The sequence below is a fragment of the Nonomuraea sp. JJY05 genome (genome assembly GCF_043496855.1).
GTDB lineage: Bacteria > Actinomycetota > Actinomycetes > Streptosporangiales > Streptosporangiaceae > Nonomuraea.
Genome location: NZ_JBIEIS010000002.1, coordinates 203104 through 222945, shown reverse-complemented (window position 1 = coordinate 222945; position 19842 = coordinate 203104). Strand labels below are relative to the sequence as shown.

The 19842-nt window shown below is 71.1% G+C and carries 17 protein-coding genes; 9 read left to right on the top strand and 8 right to left on the bottom strand.

What is annotated here, in order from left to right:
* The first annotated feature begins 312 nt into the window (after positions 1-312).
* A complete protein-coding gene (locus tag ACFKCF_RS03215) occupies positions 313-834 on the top strand; it encodes a PH domain-containing protein (RefSeq protein WP_394490395.1) in 522 nt (173 codons plus the stop codon).
* A 224-nt stretch (positions 835-1058) separates the two neighbouring features.
* Entirely contained in the window at positions 1059-2531 is a 1473-nt protein-coding gene (locus ACFKCF_RS03210) for a PH domain-containing protein (protein WP_394490393.1), read from the top strand.
* Positions 2532-2854: 323 nt separating this feature from the next.
* Here the strand turns inward: ACFKCF_RS03210 and sepH are convergent, their stop codons facing one another.
* From sepH to ACFKCF_RS03185, 5 genes are all read right to left on the bottom strand, one after another.
* A complete protein-coding gene (gene sepH, locus ACFKCF_RS03205) occupies positions 2855-5749 on the bottom strand; it encodes a septation protein SepH (protein WP_394490391.1) in 2895 nt (964 codons plus the stop codon).
* A gap of 160 nt (positions 5750-5909) precedes the next feature.
* A complete protein-coding gene (locus ACFKCF_RS03200; RefSeq protein ID WP_394490389.1) occupies positions 5910-6854 on the bottom strand; it encodes a S8 family serine peptidase in 945 nt (314 codons plus the stop codon).
* A 79-nt stretch (positions 6855-6933) separates the two neighbouring features.
* The gene (locus ACFKCF_RS03195) at positions 6934-8211 is read right to left on the bottom strand and encodes a D-arabinono-1,4-lactone oxidase (RefSeq protein WP_394490387.1); all 1278 of its coding nucleotides are present in this window, start codon (positions 8209-8211) and stop codon (positions 6934-6936) included.
* Between the two features lie 42 nt (positions 8212-8253).
* Positions 8254-8979, bottom strand: coding sequence for a polysaccharide deacetylase family protein (locus ACFKCF_RS03190; RefSeq protein ID WP_394490385.1), 726 nt, complete (start codon positions 8977-8979; stop codon positions 8254-8256).
* A 54-nt stretch (positions 8980-9033) separates the two neighbouring features.
* Entirely contained in the window at positions 9034-10236 is a 1203-nt protein-coding gene (locus ACFKCF_RS03185) for an MFS transporter (RefSeq protein WP_394490383.1), read from the bottom strand.
* Positions 10237-10329: 93 nt separating this feature from the next.
* Between ACFKCF_RS03185 and ACFKCF_RS03180 the strand changes: the two genes are divergently transcribed.
* Complete coding sequence (locus ACFKCF_RS03180) at positions 10330-11514, top strand: lytic transglycosylase domain-containing protein (RefSeq protein ID WP_394490381.1); 1185 nt, start codon at positions 10330-10332, stop codon at positions 11512-11514.
* Here ACFKCF_RS03180 and ACFKCF_RS03175 read toward each other — a convergent pair.
* Both ACFKCF_RS03175 and ACFKCF_RS03170 read right to left on the bottom strand, forming a co-directional pair.
* Positions 11505-12455, bottom strand: a complete 951-nt coding sequence (locus tag ACFKCF_RS03175; protein WP_394490379.1) for a ferrochelatase — start codon at positions 12453-12455, stop codon at positions 11505-11507. The genes ACFKCF_RS03180 and ACFKCF_RS03175 overlap by 10 nt on opposite strands.
* A 228-nt stretch (positions 12456-12683) precedes the next feature.
* Positions 12684-13331 (bottom strand): winged helix-turn-helix transcriptional regulator, encoded by a 648-nt coding sequence (locus tag ACFKCF_RS03170; RefSeq protein WP_394490377.1) that lies wholly within the window; start codon positions 13329-13331, stop codon positions 12684-12686.
* 117 nt (positions 13332-13448) lie between these two features.
* Between ACFKCF_RS03170 and ACFKCF_RS03165 the strand changes: the two genes are divergently transcribed.
* The 3 genes from ACFKCF_RS03165 to ACFKCF_RS03155 all read left to right on the top strand — a co-directional run bounded on the left by ACFKCF_RS03165 (position 13449) and on the right by ACFKCF_RS03155 (position 16751).
* A complete protein-coding gene (locus ACFKCF_RS03165) occupies positions 13449-13736 on the top strand; it encodes a DUF4287 domain-containing protein (RefSeq protein WP_394490375.1) in 288 nt (95 codons plus the stop codon).
* 250 nt (positions 13737-13986) lie between these two features.
* Positions 13987-15963, top strand: coding sequence for a prolyl oligopeptidase family serine peptidase (locus tag ACFKCF_RS03160; RefSeq protein WP_394490373.1), 1977 nt, complete (start codon positions 13987-13989; stop codon positions 15961-15963).
* Entirely contained in the window at positions 15963-16751 is a 789-nt protein-coding gene (locus tag ACFKCF_RS03155) for an inositol monophosphatase family protein (RefSeq protein ID WP_394490371.1), read from the top strand. The genes ACFKCF_RS03160 and ACFKCF_RS03155 overlap by 1 nt, the downstream gene beginning before the upstream one ends.
* A 45-nt stretch (positions 16752-16796) precedes the next feature.
* On the opposite strand, the gene ACFKCF_RS03150 is transcribed toward ACFKCF_RS03155, so the two are convergent.
* Positions 16797-16961 carry a hypothetical protein gene (locus ACFKCF_RS03150; RefSeq protein WP_165959788.1) on the bottom strand — a complete coding sequence of 55 codons (165 nt, stop codon included), beginning with the start codon at positions 16959-16961 and terminating at the stop codon, positions 16797-16799.
* 236 nt (positions 16962-17197) lie between these two features.
* On the opposite strand from ACFKCF_RS03150, the gene ACFKCF_RS03145 reads away from it, so the two are divergent.
* The 3 genes from ACFKCF_RS03145 (at position 17198) to ACFKCF_RS03135 (ending at position 19831) form a co-directional block, all read left to right on the top strand.
* Positions 17198-17851: a response regulator transcription factor gene (locus ACFKCF_RS03145; protein ID WP_346101226.1), complete on the top strand. Its 654-nt coding sequence runs from the start codon at positions 17198-17200 to the stop codon at positions 17849-17851.
* A 94-nt stretch (positions 17852-17945) separates the two neighbouring features.
* Positions 17946-19211, top strand: a complete 1266-nt coding sequence (locus ACFKCF_RS03140) for a sensor histidine kinase (RefSeq protein ID WP_394490753.1) — start codon at positions 17946-17948, stop codon at positions 19209-19211.
* Positions 19212-19531: 320 nt separating this feature from the next.
* Entirely contained in the window at positions 19532-19831 is a 300-nt protein-coding gene (locus ACFKCF_RS03135) for a DUF4193 domain-containing protein (RefSeq protein WP_020542847.1), read from the top strand.
* Positions 19832-19842 lie beyond the last annotated feature (11 nt).

Here is a 19842-nt window from a genome sequence, read left to right as displayed (position 1 = left end):
GGTGATTTGGGTGGCTCTGGCCCGGTGCTCTGGCGGCGCGGGGGCCACGTCCGGTGGTGGTTCGTGCGGGGTGGACGGCGGCTGCCACGTTGCGTGAGGCGCTCGCGCGGTGGTGCGGTCATGCGCTGGCCGGGCCTGGCTGGCACGTACGTGGCGCCGCCGACGTGGCCTGGCTCGACAGCCTGCGGCCGGCCGCCACCGAGCATGGCACCGGGGCGGAGGGGCGCGTCGGCCGACACGCCGGGAATCTCGGTCGATCTTTACCGGCTCGCGGACTGATCGCCTTGCGTCCGCGCGCCCTAAGCTGGCCTTGTGACGTCAACTGGCCCGCTGCGCGATCCGGCGAACCGCGTCTCGCCGAAGGCCGTCCGCCTGTGGCTGCTCGAGTCGCTGGTCGCGTTCGTGTTCTTCCTCGGCGGCTCGCTTCTGGTGGCGCGGTGGGTCGGCGGGAGCGGCTGGTCGTGGGTGCCCGGCTGGTTCGCGGACAACTCCTGGCTGCTGCCGGCCGCGGTCGTGCTGGTGACGGCGCCGTTCCTGGTGGCCGAGCCGTTCGTGCGGTACGCCGTGCACCGCTGGGAGCTCTCTGGGGACGTCGTCTACGCCCGGTCGGGGTTCTTGACCAGGGAGTGGGTGTTCGTCCCTGTAAGCCGCATCCAGACGGTCGACAAGGGGCAAGGGTGGATGGAGCGGCTGCTGGGGCTGGCCACGCTCGAGATCCGTACCGCCTCCCACGCCGGGTCCTCGACGATCAAGGGTCTTGACTACGCGGTGGCGGCCGGACTCGCCGAGCAGCTGGCGCACCGCGCCGAAGCGCTCAGGGACGACGCGACATGACCGACCCCCGCCATCCGCATGGCGACCCGCCCCCGCATGGCGACCCGCCCCCGCAGCCGGGTCCTCCCCCTCGGAGCGAGTGGCGTCCTCCGCTCCAAGGCGAGCCGTATCCCCGGGCCGCTGCTCCGACCTGGGCCGCGCCGGGCGCGCCGCCCTCGGCCGGCGGCGATGGGAGCGGGCAGGGGCCCGAGCCGTGGACCGGCCCGCCGGGTCCGCCGGCCCGGGTGCCGCTGCGGTTGAGCCCCAAGGTGCTGCTCATCGACCCCGTACGCATGCTGCCCTCCCTCCTCCTGCCCCTCGTCGGCGTGCTGTTCGTGGGCGGGTTCTCGGCTCACTCGTACGTCTGGGCGGCCCTGGGCGTGGCCGGCACCGTGGTGTTCGCGATCATCAGGTGGGCCACCTTCACGTACGAGATCATCGGCGACCGGCTGGAGACCAAGCGGTCCCTGATCAGCCGTTCCGTCCGTACCATCCCGCTTGAACGGATCCGCGGCGTCGACGTGTCCACGCCGCCCCTGCACCGCCTGCTCGGCCTGACCGTGCTCAAGATCGACACCGGGGCCAGCGGTGACGACGAGGAGGCCGAGCTCGACGGGATCACGCCGGAGGAGGCCGAACGCCTCAAGTCGGTGCTGCTGCTGCTGCGGCGCGCGCCCCGGCCCGAGGCGCAGGTGCCCGAGGCGGCGCTCCCTCAGGAGCGAGTGATCGTCGGGGTGCCGCGGAAGTGGCTGCTGTACGGGCCGCTGTCGGGCGCGTACCTGCTCACCCCCTTCGCCCTCGCGGGCGGCGCCGTGGGCCTGGTGTTCCAGTGGGGCGACGAACTGGGCCTCGACCAGGACACCGCCTGGAGCGCCTGGGAGTGGGTCTGGGACCATCCTTACCTGCTGGTGGCCGTGGCGGTGCTGCTCGTGGCGGCGATGCCGTTCGTGGGCGGGCTGATGTACGCGGTCTTCAACTGGGACTTCAAGCTCAAGCACCGCGACGGCTACCTGGTCGCCGAACGGGGGCTGATCAACCGGCGCAGCGTGTCGCTGGAGTCCGCCCGGGTGCGCGGCTACGAGATCGTCGACGGGCTCGCCGAACGCTGGGCCGGGGTCGTACGGGCCTGGGCCATCGTCACGGGGCTGGGCGACTCCGAGACCCGCGGGCAACTGCTGCCCGACGTGCCCCGGGCCGTGGCGTACCAGGTGACCGCCGAGGCCATCGGCCCCTCCCAGGCCGAACTCCGCCGCCACCCGCCCGTCGCGCGCAACCGCCGCCTGTTCCGTGCCGTCTTCCCCTGGGCCGTGGTGGCGGTGGCGAGCGCCGTGGGGCTCTGGGCGACCGGGGCGATCGTTTGGTGGGTCCTGCTGGTGCCGGCATCGCTGCTGGCCGGGGTCGGGATTCCGCTGGGGCTCGACCGGTACCGGTCACTGGGGCACGGCTACGACGGGGTTCGCGTGGCGGTGCGGTCGGGGTCGCTGCGGCGCTCCCACGCCGTGATCGAACGCCGGGCCGTGGTGGGGTGGCGGCTGCGGCAGACGTGGTTCCAGCGGCGGGCCGGAGTGCTCACGCTGATCGCCGGTGTGGGAGCCGGCAAGGGGGGTTACTCGGCGATCGACGTGTCGGTGGCCCAGGGGGCGGCCTTTCCCGCCGAGGTGACGCCGGAGTGGCTCGCGCCCTTCCTCGACTCCCACAACACACCCCCCGCCACCTAATGGGAGCTACCGGCCATGCGCCGGTCTCCTTTCCCCGAGCGGCCTAGCCGAGGCACCGGTCCCCTTACCCGGGCGGCCGAGCCGAGGTATCCCCTCGGCGGTGGATCGGGAGGTCCCGTGCCGAGAAAGCGATCCCTCTTCCCCCGGCGGTGAATCGGGCGGTCCCGTTGCTGAGGCAGCGGCCCCTTTCCCTCGGCGAGAGGAAGGGAGCTCCCGTCCTCTCGCCGCGGTGCTCGGCCTTTGTGGAGTCGGTGGACGGTGTGGCTGTGGGCGTCGTGGTCTGGCGGTGCGCCGCCGAGGTGGGTCTCTGTGCCTGAGGCGGGTCAGTCCTGGCGGCGGGCGCCGAACATGATCTCGTCCCAGGTCGGGACGGAGGCGCGGCGGCCCCGCGAACCCTTGCGCGCCTGGCGGGCCGCCGGGGCGGGCGGGGGAGACGGCACCGGCACGGGCGGCTCCTCCTTGGGCTGCTCCTTGCCGGACCGCGCCGCCGGGACCGCCGGGGCGGTCTTGGGCTCCGTGGGCTTGGGCTTGGGGGCGGGTGCCGGCGGCTTGGCCTCCTGAGCGGGCTGCTCAGGCTCGGCCGCGCTCTGGGGCTCCGGCTCAGCGGACTGGGCTGCGGGCTCGGGCTCCGGTGCGGCGGTGCTCGCGGCCTCCGGTGTGGAGGCGCCAGGCTCCGTCGTGGCGCTGGTCGCGGCCGCTGGTGCGGCGACCTCAGGGGCGTCCTCGGGCTGAGGCTCGGCGTCCGGTACGGGCTGGGCCGCCTTCTCCTCGGGCGTGGTGGCCGCCGGCTCGGCGGTGGGCGCGACGTCCGCTGCCTTGGACGCCTCGGCCTTCACGGCGTCGGCGGCCTGGGCGTCCTTCGGGGTGGTCGGCGTGGCGTCCCCGTCGGTGGGCGCGTCGGTGGACGCGTCGCCAGGCGTGGCGGCAGGCGCGGAGACGGCCTCGGGAACCGGCGCGGTAGCGGGCTCAGGAGTGGGCTCGGGAGTGGGCTCGGGAGTGGGCTCGGCGTCGGTGGCCGACGTCGCGACCGGCTCGGTGGCCGAGGATGCGACCGGCTCGGCGGCCGGTGCCGACTCGGCGACCGTGGTCGGCTCCGGGGATGACACCGGCGCCGCAGATGCCACCGACTCCGAGGCGGCCACGGCCCCGGCGGCTGCGGTCGGCTCCGAGGATGCCACGGGCTCGGTGACTTCCGTCGGCTCGGAGGCTGTGGGCTGGGTGGCTGCCGTCGCCTGCGAGGTAGCCGCGGGCTCGGTGACCGAGGTCGGCTGGGCGGACGCCGCCGGTGCCTCAGATGCCGCCGGCTCGGTGACTGTCTTCGGCTCCGACGCGGCCACAGGCTCGGCGACTGTCGCCGGCTCTGCGGATGTCACGGGGTCGGAAACGGCTGGCTCGGTGGTTGCCGCAGCCTCCACGGGCGTCACGGCGTCGGCTGACGCCGCGGGCTGGGCGGCCGCCGACGCCTCCCGGACCACGGCCGGCCCAGGGACCGCGGTCGGCTTGGAGTTCGCGGTTGGCTCAGGCGCTGCGGTCGGCTCGGAGGCCGCGATCGGGTCCGGGGCCGTGCTCGGCTGGCTGGTCGCTTCGTTGCGGGCAGGGGAGTGCGCGGGCTCCGTGGACGGCTCCGGCGCGGCCGGCGGCTCCACCGCAGCGGGCGTCGCGGCCTCGGGCTGCGCGGGCGACTCCACGCCGGCGCTCGCCTGGGCCTGGCCGACGCGCTGGTCCTCAGCGGCGGGCCGGTCCTGGACCACGGGCCGGTCCTGAGCCGCGGGCCGGTCCTGAGAGGCCGGCGGGTCCTGGGAGACGGGCCGGGCCGGAGCGGTGAGCTGTTCCCCGGAGGCGGGCTGGTGCGCGGCGGCGGGCCGGTCCTGGACCGAAGGCTGGTGCGCGGCGGTGGATCGGTCCTGGGTCGCGGGCTGGTCCGCGGCCGTGGGCCCGTCCTGGGAGGCGGGCTGATGTGCGGTGGTGGGCCGGTCCTGGTAGGTCGGCTGGTCCGGGGTGGTGAGGGGGTCTCGGGTGGTGGGCTGGTGGTGGGGCTCGGCGGTGGGGCGGGGCTGGGTGGGGGGCGGGGCGACGGCGGCCGTCTGGGACGGTGCCGGGGCCTGCGGGGCATAGGTCTGGTCGCGACCGGCCGCGGGGCGCTCCTGGGCGGGCGGCTCCTCGACGGCGGGCGGCGGAGAGGTGCGGGAGTCCGCGGGCGTGGCGGCGGGGGCGTAGATGGAGGAGTCGGCGTCGCGCCCGGCAGGGCGGCCGGAGCCGAGGTCGGGCAGCCACGGCGAAGACCCGCCGCGGCGCGACGAGGCGTCGCCGGGGCGGGCGTAGCCGGCCTCGCGGGCGGGAGGCTCCGGGCGGTAGGGCTCGCCGGGGTCGGGCGTGTCGTAGGACGCCTCTCTGGCGGCGTCAGGCTCACGTGGAGGCGCGCCGCGCTCGAACGGGGGCGCCGCCTCCGGAGCGCGGCCGTACGACGTCTCCGACGGCCTGGGAGGCGGGCTGTAGCCGACCGCCGGCTCCTCCGGCTCGCGGCGCACCACCGACGGGAACGGCAGCGGGTCGGAGGCGAGCGGCGGCACCGGCTGCAGCTTGGCCACCCGCGGCGTGAACGGCGTCACCGTCGTGTCCTCCACCACGACGGGATCCGGGTCGAAGTCGGCCGACGACAGCCGCATGGCCTCGTCGTCGTGGGGCGTCACGTGCCGCTTGCGCGGGTCGAACAGCCATTCGGCGTGGCGCGTGTGACCGTTCCACACGTAGCCGAGCTTGACGCGCCACAGCCCGTCGTCGCGCTTGGCGGAGTCCCAGTCGATCTCGTCGGTGGGCACGCCCCGCCTGGTCAGCCGCTCGGCGACGAGGTCGCCCAGGGTGGGCCCGGGCGCCACCTCCCCTGGCATGCGGACGGCCACGCGTTGCGCCTGCTGGGCGACGTACTCCCGCTCCTGCAGCACCGGACCCTCGAACCAGCGGACACGCTCGACCGGGATCCCGGCGGTCGCGGCTATCTCCTCCGCCGTCTCTCCGGCGCGGATGCGAGCCTGGATCTCCTTGGGGCGCAACGGACTCTCCACTTCGATCTCGTACTGGCCGAGACGGGAGAAGTTGCCGCGGACGGCAGCACGGAGCCGGTCGTCCACGGGAAGCGTGAAGCGCGTACCTCGCCCGGCAGTAGCCAGCACGAGATAGGTGCCGTCCTCACTCACCGCGACGAGTCGGAGCTCCTGCATGCGAGTCCCTTCGTCAGCGTCGCCATTCTTCCCCCGGACCCTTGAGTCTCTCGCGTGTGCCGGTTGCCTGCCAGCACCGTACCCGGCATGTCCGAACATCGCCTTCCTGGGATACTCCCGGGAAGGTGTGACGCCGGTCACATTTGTCGAATCCATCCCTCTAGAGCCCGCCGTTGTGCAAGTGGAGGTTAGAGGCCCCTGACGGATTCTGACGAATCGCGCCGCCTGCTGTCGTGCACTTGAGCCAAGAAGCTAGAACGGAAGGCGCGGCGCCAGGATGGCGCTCCAGGTACCGGGCGGCGACCCCGGCCAGATACGGGGCGTGAGCGGAGAACGCCTGACCGCCGGGCACGGTCCGGCAGTCGCCGGAGGAGGCCGCCCCGACGACGAAGACGCCCGACCGCACCAGCGACCGCGTGGCGGTGTCGAGCGCGGGGGAGTCGGACCCGTCGACGGCCAGGTTCGCGACGGACGGGCCGTGGGCGTGCCTGCCGATCCAGTCCAGCCCGGCGAGCAGGTCGGCCAGGGTGCCGTAGCCGGCGCAGCCGAGCACCCGTACCGAGGCGATCCTGGCCTTGGGCGCCATGACGTTGACGCGCCGGGCGGCCTCGGTGCCGTGGCCGGCGCAGTCGTGCCCGGTGCCGCCGGTGGCGTCGAAGGCGCGCCAGGCCCGGTCGCGGAGCTCGGCCCGGCCCGCGTCCAGGCCGCTGTCCACGACGTACACGGTGGCGCCGGCGCCGGTGGCCCAGCGGGAGAGCGGGCCGGATTTCCCGAGCGCCATGGGGTGGATCTCGCGGTCGGGCTCGACCGCGCGCACCCGCGGGTCGGAGCGGAGCTCGGCCAGCTCGGCGGCGGTGAGGAAGGTGGCGAATCCGGGCAGTGCGGCGGTGTAGTAGCGCCGCACCCGCCACCGCACCTCGCCGACGAGGTCGCGGGCGGCGCCGCGGCTGCGTGCGGTGACGATGAAGGGCCGGGTGGGCTCGGTGGGGGCGGGGCGCAGGGCGAGTCCTGACGCGGGCGTCATCGCGAGAGGAACGGCGGTCGTGGCGGCGGTGGCCACGGCCGCGGCGAGGTACACGGAGGGCAGGCCGAGTCGTCGGGGCACGAGTTACGAGGATGCCCGCCACGCGGCCCGCGCGGATCCCAGGACACGTTTTCGAGCAAGCTCTTTACCTAACGATGCGTTAGCCGAGCACGAGATCCAGGTACTCGTTGCCGAATAGGCGTCCTGGGTCGAGCTGGTCGCGCAGGGCCGTGAAGTCCGCGAAGCGGGGATAGACCTTGTTCAGGTAGGAGGCGTCCCTGGTGTGCAGCTTGCCCCAGTGCGGCCGCCCGTCCAGCCGAGTCATGATCTCCTCCACGCCCTCGAAGTACGCGGGGTTCGGCGTCGGCCGGTAGATGTGGCACGCGATGTACGCCGACGACCGCCCGTACGCGGTGGACAGCCACGCGTCGCTGGGCGGCGTGACCCGCACCTCCACCGGGAACGTGATCTTCCAGTCCATCCGGTCGATCAGGTCCCTGGTCTCGCGCAGCGCCTGGCCGAGGCGTTCGCGCGGCACCGCGTACTCCATCTCCAGGAAGCGCACGTCCCGCCGCGCCGTGAAGATCTTGTACGACGTGTCGATCGACTCCGAGTCGGCGAGCGCCGCCGCGCTGACGGCGTTTATCCGCGGGATGAGGTCGGGGAAACGGCCCCCGAGCGCGCAGGCCGCGCCGAAGACGGTGTTCTCCAGGAAGACGTTGTCCAGCCAGTGCCGGAACGCGCTCGGCGGCCGGCCCGGGCCGGGGCTGCGGTTGTTGGTCTTGACCAGGCAGGCGTCGGTGTGCGGCAGCCAGAAGAAGTCGAGGTGCTCGTTCGCCGAGGTCAGCTCGTCGAGCGAGTCGAGCATCTCGCTGAGCGGCAGCTTGCGCCGCCGGTTGTGCAGCAGGAACGCGGGCTCCACCCGGAGCGTCACGGCGGTCAGCACGCCGAGCGCCCCCAGCCCGACCCTGGCCGCGTCGAACAGGTCCTCGCCCGGCCCGGCCGTCGTCACCGAGCCGTCGGCCAGCACCAGCTCCAGCTCGGCGACCTGGTCGGCGAGGCCGCCGCTGTCGCGGCCGGTGCCGTGCGTGCCGGTCTGGATCGCGCCCGCGACGGTCTGCTCGGTGATGTCGCCCATGTTGGCTAGGGCCAGGCCGCGCTCGCCGAGCAGTTCGTTCAGCACGCGGAGCGGGGTGCCGGCCAGCACGGTCACGCGGTCGTCGCCCCATGACCTGACCCCGGTGAGGGCGCCGGGGCGCAGCATGATGCCGTCGGTGAGGGCCACCCCCGTGAAGGAGTGGCCCGTGCCCACCATGCGGACCCGCCGCCCCGAGGCGGCGGCGTCCCGCACGGTGCGTACGACGTCCTCGACCGAGGCCGGCGTACGCACCTCGGCAGGGGTGCCCGACTGGTTACGCGCCCAGTTCGCGAACGTCATGGCACCCCTCCAGAGCGTCATTCGGTTAAGCGCGAACGATACTCACTTCTCCCAGCCGGCGGGAACCGGGAAGATGTCGCCGGGCTGCAGGTTCTGGCTCTTGACGATGTCGGACACCGTCACGAGGGTGTAGCCCTTCTTCTGGAGCGACTTGATGAGGGCCGGCATCGCGTCCACGGTCTGCTTCACCCAGTCGTGCATCAGGATGATGCCGTTGGGCTGCGCGACCTCCATGGTCTTCTTCTTGATGGCGTCGACGTTCTTGCTGGCCCAGTCCTCCGAGCCGGCGGTCCACAGGACCATCGGCATGCCGAACTCGGTGGCGATGTCGGCGACCTGCAGGTCGGCCAGCCCGTACGGCGGGCGCAGCAGCTTGGGCTCGACGCCCGCCGCCTTCTTGACCGCGTCCTGGGTCTTCTTGATCTCGTTCCTGATGGTGCCGGCCTCGGCCTTGGTGAAGTCGGGGTGGCTGTAGCTGTGGTTGCCGACCTCATGGCCCTCGGCGACCATGCGCTTGACGAACGCGGGGCGGCTCTTGACGTACTGGCCCTCGAGGAAGAACGTCGCCTTCGCGTCGTACTTCTTCAGCGTGTCGAGGAGCGTTCCCGCGTACTTGCCGGGCCCGTCGTCGAACGTCAGCGCGAGGCACTTGACTTGCTCGCAGTCAACGGGCGCGGCCTTCTTCGGCGCCTGTGCGAAGGCGGGCGCCGGGGCCAGGGTGACGCAAACCGCCGCGATAGCTAGAAGTGAACTGATTTGTCGGGACATAGGTAATGCTTCCAATGAGATGGGTGTTGCGAGGGATGTCCCGACCGTAGCGGATCAGCTCTTGGCTGGTGAAGGAGCCTCGGGAAGTCTCAGCAAACCCGAACCTCCGATACCGACGACCGCGGCGAGGATCGCCGCGGTCCAGGAGAAGGCGTACGCGTTGGACGCGCCGAACATCTCGGTGAGCCGCCCGCCGGCCCACGCGCCGACCGCCACGCCGAACCCGATCGACGTCGAGATCCACGCCATGCCCTCGGTGAGCAGGGACGGCGGCACCAGCCGTTCGGTGAGCGAGAAGCCCGTGATGAGCGTCGGCGAGATGGCGAAACCGGCCAGGAACAGCGCCGCCGCCATGATCCGCGCGTCACCGATGAACATGATCGGTATGAGCCCCACCACGAACAGCGCGAGCGTCCGCACGAACCGCCCGCGCAGCGAGATCTGCCAGTTCCTCGACCCGAACCACAGCCCCGACACCATCGACCCGCCCGCGAACGCCGCCAGCAGGAACCCGGAGGCGCCCTTCGCGCCGTGCTCCTCGGCGAAGGCCACCGTGATCAGGTCGACCGAGCCGAACACGGCGCCCAGCGCCAGGTAGACGCACGCCAGCAGGGCGATGCCGGGGATCAGGATGGGTGAGCCCGCCGCCGACTTGACCGGCTGCACGGGCGGCTGGGTGCGCCGCTGGGCCGCCAGCGCGAGGGCGCCGAGGAGCATGCAGACCAGCGCCACGACCAGCCCCGCGTACGGGTTCACGGCGGTGGCCAGCACCGTGACCAGCGCGGGCCCGGTGACGAAGATGACCTCGTCCACCACCGACTCGAAGGCGAACGCGGTGTGCAGCTTGCCCGATCCGCCGTGGATGACCGACCAGCGGGCCCGCACCATCGAGCCCAGTGACAGCGAGGTGGCGCCCACGAGCAGGCCCGAGGCGTACAGCGTCCAGTCGGGCAGCCCGAACCCTGCGCACAGCATCAGCGCGACCAGCGCGAGGGCGTTGACGACGGCGAACGGCGGGATCACCCGCCCCTGCCCGAACCTGTCCACCAGGCGGCCCGACATGGGGGCGGCCACGGCGAAGGCCAGGTTGGTCATGGCGGCGACGCCGCCGGCGGTGGCGTACGACGAGGTGAGCGCGGAGACCAGCAGCACGACCCCGATGCCGAGCATGGACATCGGCATGCGGCCGATGAATCCCGCCAGCACGAATCCCTTGACGCCGGGCCCGTCGAACAATCCCCGGTAAGGCCCGACCACGCCGTTTCCCCCTTACTTGAGCCAAGTAACCATGGCGCACCGTATGTCCGTATGGCAAGTGATTTGGCGGCCGCGTGGGTTAACGTGTCCCGAGTGTCCGGTCTTCCCTCGTTCCGTGCGGTCATCCTCATGGTCGCCGCCGTGCTCGTGGTCACGGCCGCGGCCGGCGGAGTCGTCGTGATCCTGGGCGACGACCTGGTCAAAACCGCGAATGAGCCGGTGCGCAGGAAGCCCACCCAGCGGCCGCAGCAGCCCTCGCCGCGCCTCGACCAGCTCGTGCCCACGGCCGCCCCGGTCAAGGAGCCGGTCAAGGACTTCGGCCAGGGCGGCCCCGGGGTGACCGCGACGCCGCCGCGCGTGCTGGCCATCGCCGCGGGCGCGGTGCCGAAGACCACGAGGTTCGCGCTCAGCGGGCTGAAGCACGTGCAGAAGGTGATCGTGGTGGACGCGGGCGCGGTCAAGGTGGCCGGCACCGCCCTGAACCTGCTGGCCGTCGACCCCGCCGACTTCCGCTCCTGGACGCCGCAGCCCGTCGCCGACCAGCCCGCCGTGTGGAGCGCGCTGGCCAGGGGCGAGCTGGTGGCCGACGCGGGCGCGATGCGCAAGTTCGGGATGATCCTGGGTGCCATGTACCAGGTGGACGGCGGTCCCAGGCTGCGCGTGGCGGCCTCGGCCACGCTCGGGCTCATGGGCGTGGACGGGCTGGTGAGCGCGGACGTGGGCAGGTCGCTGGGGTTCGCGCCGGGGGTCGCGGTGCTGCTGCACGGCAAGGCCGGCAAGATCAGCGAGACCGGGGTTCGCAAGGTGCTCGGCAAGGGCTCGCAGGTCGTCATGCTCGACGCGGCGCACCGTACGCCGAAGCAGCAGCAGAAGCCGCCGACGACGGTGAACGTCGGCCGCCCCGGCAGCTACCTGGACCTTTACAAGGCCTCGGCCACCCGCTGCCCGGGGCTGTCGTGGACGGTGCTGGCGGCGATCGGGCAGGTGGAGAGCAGCCACGGCCGCAACAACGGCCCGTCCAGCGCGGGCGCGCTCGGGCCCATGCAGTTCATGCCCGCCACCTGGAAGCACTACGGCGTGGACGGCGACGGGGACGGCAAGGCCGACATCTGGAGCCCCTACGACGCGGTGCCGGGCGCCGCCAACTACCTGTGTGCCAACGGCGCCGGCCAGGGCGGCGAGAAGCTACGCAAGGCGATCTGGTTCTACAACCACTCCTGGGACTACGTGAACAAGGTCATGGGGATCGCTCAGGCCTACGCCCGTACCTACGCCTGAGGACGTCTACGGGGAGGCGGGCAGCAGGTGAGCGCGCAGGGGACGGGCTCGGGCTCGTCCATCAGCTCGCGCACCATCTGGACGAAGCGCGGGTGCGTGCCGGCGGTCGCCGCCCGCTCCATGGGCAGCCCCAGCTCGGCGGCCACCTGCCTGGCCTCGGTGTCGAGGTCGTAGACGACCTCCATGTGGTCGGAGACGAACCCGATCGGCACCAGCACCACCGAACGGGCGTCCGTCTTGCGCAGGAAGTCGCAGACGTCCGGCTCCAGCCACGGCACCTGCGGCGGGCCGCTGCGCGACTGCCACACCAGGTCCCACGGCTGCGTGCGGCCGAGCGCCCGGCTGACCAGCTCGGCGCTCCGGCGGAGCTGCGCCTCGTACAGGCCGCCCGAGGGGCCCGCGGTCTCGGCCATGGAGACGGGGATGCTGTGGGCGGTGAACACCAGCCTGGCGTCGTCGCGGCCGAGCCGTTCGAGCGCCGCCCGCGTGTGGTCGGCCATCGCGGCCACGAACCCCGGGTGGTCGCCGAAGTGGCGCATCTTGACCAGCTCGGGGCCGTCCTCGACGGAGATCCTGGCGATGTCCTCGTAGTACTGGCGGCAGCTCGAGTAGCCCGCGAACGCCGAGGTCGCGAACACGGCCGCCTTCCTGATCCCGTCGGCCCTCATCTGGCGGACGGTGTCCTCGCCGAACGGGTGCCAGTTGCGGTTGCCCCAGTAGACGGGCACGCCGGCGATCGGGCGCAGCGCCTCGACCAGGTCGCGGTTCTGCTGGTTGATCGGGCTGACCCCGCCGAAGCCCTGGTAGTGCTCGGCCACCTCGAGCAGCCGCTCGCGCGGCACCCCCCTGCCGCGCACGACGTTCTCCAGGAACGGCAGCACGTCCTCGGGCCCCTCGGGCCCGCCGAACGACAGAACCAGCAACGCGTCGTAAGTTCCCACGTGCCCACCCTATTCGGGGCTACCGCCGGTCCCCCGCGAGGCGTGAGGCGGCCGAGCCCGCCTCACGGAGTGAGGCCATGAACGCGAGCGCCGTCGCCTGGACTGAGGAGTGGAGGGAGCGCAGCTGTCCCTTCCGGATGAAGTCGGCGGCCGGAGTGGACTCTGACCAGCGGCGCGACACTTTGGTCCGGACGGTTTCGAGCAGAGTCGTTCAGGTCTTTCTGTCGCTCAGAAACGGAACATCTCGGCGAAGCGACCAAGAAGCGCGGGATCACCTTCTATGCGCACGCTGCTGTCGTGGAGTACTTCGTCCGGGGTTTTGCTGCCACTCATGAGTTCGCGGATCGGGTGGCCGGTCAGCCGTTTGATGACGAGGTCGGGTGCCGGGTGCGGGCCGAGGCCCACCGTCAGTACCCCGTCGGTGATCTGCAGGCCGAGCGTGAAGTCGCCCATACGGACCTCGTAGCCGACGGTGACTTCCTGGGCTGCTTCCGGCCGGTAGGTGGTGCGGAAGGACATGGCGATCGATTCGGCGGTGACGACTTCGCCGGGGCGGGGTTCGGTCATCGTCCGTGCGCCCCATCGTCCCAGCGCGATGAGCGCCGGTTCCAGATCGCGTCCATAGGCGGTGAGCTCGTAGACGACTGCGCGGTCGGGATGTGGCAGCGCGCGGCGGGTGGCCAGGCCTGCCCCTTCGAGCTGTTTGAGGCGGGCCGACAGGATGTTGGTCGGGATGGCGGGCAAGCCTTTTCGCAAATCTGTGAAGCGCTGGGGTCCGGCGAACAGGTTGCGGATGATCAGCATGCTCCACCGTTCGCCGATCATCTCCATCGCGCGGGCCAGGCCGCAGAACTGTCCGTACTCTCGAGACGCCATGGTGCAGATCTTAGCTCAAAGTACAGTTGACAAACCATACTTGCAAAAGACAAGCTTGCTGCTCGCCGGACCGCAGAGTCGGCGGCCATCCGGCCGATCCCCGCAGAATGGAGAAAAATGTCGTTCCAGGCGTACCTCGACAACATCGAGGACAAGACCGGACTGACACCGCGTGAGTTCATCGCTTTGGCGAAAGAGCGTGGCCTTGACGACCCATCCACGAAAGCCGGAGCGATCATCGACTGGCTGAAGCTGGACTACGGCCTTGGACGTGGACACGCGATGGCGTTGGTGCATGTGATCAAAAAGGGTCCGAAGATCGACGCCAAGCACGTTGGCAGTTCGGGTTCCCATCGCGATGAGACTGACACGTTGTGGCTGGACGGCAAGAACAATCGGCCCTGATGACTTTGCCGGATCGCGCCGACGATGCCGCCTCGCATTCTGCATCACCAAGATCGGAGCCGAAGGCCGAATCCGACACATCAACCTGAACGCCGACACGAGCACCGACAACGCGCGGACACCGACAGCTTCGATTGCAACCGACAGAAGCGACCGAGCCAGCCTCACGGAGTGACGAGGGAAGGCGGCGGCTCGAAGCGACCGAGCCAGCCTCACGAAGTGAGGCCATGGGCAGGGTAGGTTCGATTGAGTGAGCGCATTCAATGACATACGCGACTACGTGGCCATCCCCCGGGTTCTCTCGCTGAAGCTCTCCCCCGACGGCTCCAGGTTGATCTCCACAGTCCAGTCACTCAACCCCGACGGCAAGTCTTACGGCACCGCGCTCTGGGCGATTCCGGTCGACGGCGAGCCCCACCGGCTGACGCGCTCGGCCAAGGGCGAGTCGGCCGCGGTCTTCACGGCCGCGGGCGACGTGCTGTTCACCTCCGCCCGCCCCGACCCCACCGTCAAGGACTCCTCCGACGAGGTGCCCGCGCTCTGGCTGCTGCCCCGCGCGGGCGGCGAGGCCCGCCAGGTGGCCACCCGCCCCGGCGGGATCGGCGCCGTGCGTACGGCCGCCGACGTCGTGGTGTTCTCCTCCGATGTGCTCGACGGCGAGGAGGCGGCCGAGGAGGCCAGGCGCAAGGCCCGCAAGGACGCCGGGATCAGCGCCATCCTGCACGAGGGCTACCCGATCCGCTTCTGGGACCACGATCTCGGCCCTGGCCGCACCCGGCTGTTCGCCGCCAGGCTCGGCGGCGACCGCCTTGAGGACGTGCGCGACCTGACCCCCGACGCGGGTGAGGCGCTGCGGGACGCCTCGTTCGAGCTGAGCCCGGACGGCGCCACGGTGATCACGACCTGGCGCACGTACCTGCCGAAGGGCGAGAGCCGTACCGACCTGGTGGCCATCGACGTGGCCTCCGGCGAGCGGCGCACCGTGCTCACCGAGGAGGGCTTCGACTACACGGGCCCGCTCGCGATCTCGCCCGACGGCTCCAAGGTGGCCTGCGCCCGCGAGCGGTTCACCGGGCTGGAGGTCTCGGCGCGCAGCGAGCTGTGGATCGCCGACGTGGCCACCGGCGAGGGCCGCGCGTACGCGCCCGACCTGTTCCCCGCGGACGTCGAGTGGGCGCCGGACTCCTCGGCCGTCTACATCGTGGCCGACCACCAGGGCCGCCGCCCCGTCTTCCGCGTCCCGCTGGACGGGGAGAGCGCGCGGCTCACCCAGGACGACGCCGCGTACACCGGGCTCAACGCCTCCTCCGACGGCGGCTCCGTCTACGCGCTGCGCAGCGGCATCGCCCTCGCCCCCGGCCCGGCCAGGATCGACGTGGCCACCGGCGAGATCGTCGACCTGCCCTCGCCCGGGCCGCGCCCCGAGGTGCCCGGCACGCTGACCGAGATCTCCGCCACCGCCGACGACGGCGCCACGGTCCGCGGCTGGCTCGCGCTGCCCGAGGGCGCCTCGGCCGACGAGCCGGCGCCGTTCGTGCTGTGGATCCACGGCGGCCCGGTCGCCTCGTGGAACGACTGGCAGTGGCGCTGGCAGGTGTGGCTCATGACCCAGCGCGGGTACGCCGTCCTCATGCCGGACCCGTGCCTGTCCACCGGCTACGGGCAGGAGATGATCGACCGCGGCTGGGGCAACTGGGGCCCGCGCACCCAGGCCGACCTCGACGCGATCGTCGACGTGGCCCTGGCCAGGGACGACATCGACAGCGAGCGCATCGCCGCGATGGGCGGCTCGTACGGCGGCTACATGGCCAACTGGCTCGCCGGCCACAGCGACCGCTACAAGGCCATCGTCACCCACGCGGCACTGTGGAACCTCGACCAGTTCGCCGGCACCACCGACGCCGCCATGTACTGGCAGCGCGAGATGGGCGAGCCCGGCTCCGAGCGCTACCAGCTGCTGTCGCCGCACAACTCCCTCGACAAGATCACCACCCCGCTCCTCGTCATCCACGGCGACAAGGACTACCGCGTACCGATCGGCGAGGGTCTGCGGCTCTGGTGGGACCTGCGGCGCAGCGAGGTCGAGTCGAAGTTCCTGTACTTCCCCGACGAGAACCACTGGATCCTCAAGCCGGGCAACATCGTCGCCTGGTACGAGACCGTGTTCGCGTTCCTCGCCCAGCACGTGCTCGGCGAGGAGTGGAAGCGTCCGGACTCGGTGGCCTGATGACGGATTTCCTGAGACTGGCCGAGGACATCGCGCGCGAGGCGGGCGACATGCTGCTCGCCAAGCGGCCCACGATGTCCGAGGAGATCGAGACCAAGTCCAGCCCCACCGACGTGGTCACCGCGCTGGACAAGGCGTCGGAGGAGCTCATCCGCGAGCGCATCCTGGCGGCCAGGCCCGGCGACAGGATCCTCGGCGAGGAGGGCGGGGAGGAGCCCGGCGAGTCGGACGTGCGCTGGGTGGTCGACCCGATCGACGGCACCGTCAACTTCCTGTACGGCCTGCCGGAGTGGGCCGTGTCGATCGCCGTCGAGGTGAACGGCCGGGTCGTGGCCGGAGCCGTCAACCTGCCGGCCCGCGGCGAGGTCTACACCGCGGCACTCGGCGAGGGCGCCTGGCTCGGCGTGGAGCGGCTGCGCTGCAACACGGGCGTGCCGCTCGCGCAGGCGCTGGTGGCGACCGGATTCGGCTACGCGGTGAGCAGGCGCGCCGTCCAGGGCCAGGTGGTGGCGGAGGTGCTGCCCCGGGTGCGGGACATCAGGCGCGGCGGCTCGTGCGCGATCGACCTGTGCTCGCTCGCGGCGGGCCGGGTGGACGCCTACTACGAGCGCGGCATCAACCCGTGGGACTACGGGGCGGCCGGCCTGGTGGCGACGGAGTCGGGGGCCAGGCTCGAAGGCCTGCACGGCAAGCCGGTGAGCCCGGAGTTCGCGCTCTGCGCGGCGCCGGGGCTCTTCGAGGAACTGCACGACCTGCTGGCGGCGCAGAACCCCGAACGGGACGCCTGACGCGAAAGGCCGGAGCCCTCGAGGGCTCCGGCCGTTCGCGCTTGATCAGCGAGGCAACGGGATGCCGTGATCGTCGGCCAGCCTGCGCAGGTCCTCGATCTCGGCGGTGAGTGTGTCGGCGAGATATTCGTCGCCGACGCTACGGGCCTCCCGAAGGCCCTTATAAGCCTGGTCGAGGCGGTGTTCGATCGTGGTCGTGAACTCGCCCATCTCACCTACTCTCTGGGGTCCGATCCGTGCTCTTGGGGCGAAGTACGCCCATTGCCGGGTGATGTCCGGGCGATGGGTGTCCCGCAGGCATACCCCGGCCCCTCACACTCCGAAACATGAATTTTGTGCTCCTCTCCCTGACCGGGGGGTCACCCACCTCTGAACATGCCTTACCGTGCGCTTATCGAGGCTGTGGACAGAATGAGTGACCAGAATCGGAGAGAGGTGCATCAGGCGTGCGGGTGCTGGTGGTTGAGGATGAGCGGGTGCTCGCCGACGCGATCGCGACCGGGCTGCGGCGCGAGGCCATGGCGGTCGACGTCGCCTACGACGGGGGCGGCGCCCTCGAGCGGACCTCCTACATCGACTACGACGTGATCGTGCTGGACCGCGACCTGCCGGTCGTCCACGGCGACGAGGTGTGCCGTCGCCTGGTGGAGCAGCGGACCGCCTCGCGGATCCTGATGCTGACCGCGTCGGGCGACGTGGACGACAAGGTGGAGGGTCTCGGCCTGGGGGCCGACGACTACCTGGCCAAGCCGTTCGTGTTCGTCGAGCTGGTCGCCAGGGTGCGCGCGCTCGGCCGCCGCTCCGCGCCCGCCCTGCCGCCCGTCCTGGAGCGCGCCGGCATCCGGCTCGACCCGGGCAAGCGGCTGGTGGAGCGCGACGGCAAGGAGGTCGTGCTGACCAAGAAGGAGTTCGCGGTGCTCGAGGAGCTGATGCGGGCCGAGGGTGCCGTGGTCAGCCAGGAGGACCTGCTGGACAAGGCATGGGACGAGAACATCGATCCCTTCACGAACGTGGTCCGCGTGACCATGATGACGCTGCGGAAGAAGCTGGGCGAGCCTCAGGTGATCGAGACTGTGCCCGGGGTTGGGTACAAACTGTGAGTGAACGGCGATCCATCGAACGCCGCCCGTCCGTCGCGGGGGAGGCCCCGTGACGGAGAAGTCGGAGGAGCTCCAGTCCGGGCCGACGCATCCGATGATCAGCCCGCATTCGGGGAGGAAGGCGACGCGCGTGCAGCAGGCGCCACCACCCAGCGGGCCGCCCGCCTGGGACGGCCCGCCACCGCCCGGGCAGTCGCCGGTGCAGCGCACGCCGATGGAGCGGATGAGGGAGCTGCCCGCCAAGGTCAGCATCCGGTGGCGGCTGACGCTCACGTACGGCGCGCTCGTCTTCGCGGCCTCCGCCGTGCTGCTGGGGTCGGTCTACGTGATCGTCGGGACGGCCCTCAGCTCGGCGTGGCCCAACGTCGACCTGGGGCTGCCTCCCGCCGCGGACGAGCAGTTCCAGATCGTCTGGGCCAAGTTGCAGAAGCAGGCGGTCCAGGACGCGCGGGACGCGCTGTTCGGCAACTCCCTGCTCGCGCTGATGGGCGTCGGCATCCTGGCGCTGATCATCGGCTACTTCGTGGCCGACCGGGCGCTGCGGCCGGTCGCCCAGATGACGGCGACGGCCCGCAAGCTGTCCGAGAGCACCCTGGCCCACCAGCGCATCGACCTGCACGGCCCCAACGACGAGCTGAAGGAGCTGGCCGACACGTTCGACGCCATGCTCACCCGGCTCAACGTCGCCTTCGACACCCAGCGCAGATTCGTGGCCAACGCCTCCCACGAATTGCGAACTCCCCTCACGATTAACCGGACCGTCCTGGAGATCGCCCTGTCCGATCCCGAGGCGTCCGAGGATCTCAAAGCGCTCGGCCGTACCCTTCTCGAAGTCAACGCGCGTAACGAGAAGCTCATCGAGGGACTGCTGTTGCTGGCGAGGAGCGAGCGCGAACTCGCCGTGCGCAAACCGCTCGATGTCCGGGAAGTCGCTCAGACGGCCGTGGAACAGGTGACGGCCTTCGCCGAGGAGCACGGGGTAACCGTGACGGCCGAACTGGTCAGCGCGCCTACCATAGGCGATCCGGTGCTCCTGGAGCGCTCGGTCAGCAACCTGCTGGAGAACGCGGTCAAGTACAACATTCCCGAAAACGGAAAAGTCTGGATCCAGACGGGAATGGCGGACGGTGCCTTGGTTGTTCAGGTGGCCAACACAGGGCAGCACGTCCCGGCGTACGAGGTGAACAGCCTGTTCGAGCCCTTCAGGAGGCTCCACGCGGACCGTGTGGATTCGGCGAAGGGATCGGGGCTCGGGCTGTCCATCGTTCGTGCGGTGGTTCAGGCTCACGGTGGAAATGTGGCCGCCGTGCCACGCGATGGTGGAGGGCTTGTCGTGACCATTCGGCTCCCGAGACGCTGAGATCGTCTTGCTCTGGCGCGTTCGTCCGTGTGTTGGTGCCCGTGTTGAGGCGTGGGGGGCGTCTCATTCACGCCGCACATGTGGTTGGATGTGCCGTCGAACACGGTGGTGCATGGCGCCAAGGCTGTGGGTTTCGCCATATTTGGCTAACCATTGCCGGCGGCAGCCAGCCCTGACGTGTTGGGAGGTTCGTCGTCCGTTCCCGCGGGGTACCCATGGGAAATCTCCCCGGCGGAACGGGCACAAGATGGGCTTCCTGGACGTTAGAAGACGCGCGATGAGCGCGAGGACATATAGATGAGGGGGATGGAGTAAGCACAATGGCTACCGACTACGACAGCCCACGCAAGACAGACGACGACCTGGGGGAGGACAGCCTCCAGGAGTTGCAGGCGCGGCGCACCGACAAGTCGTCTGGCAGCATCGACATCGACGAGACGGACCTGGCCGAGTCGCTTGAGCTGCCCGGTGCGGACCTGTCGAACGAAGAGCTCTCCCTGCGGGTGATCCCCCGTCAGGCCGACGAGTTCACCTGCTCGCGCTGCTTCCTGGTGCACCACCGTAGCCAGCTGGCCTCCGAGAAGAACGGCCAGCAGGTCTGCCGGGAGTGCGCCGCCTAATCGACTGGAGC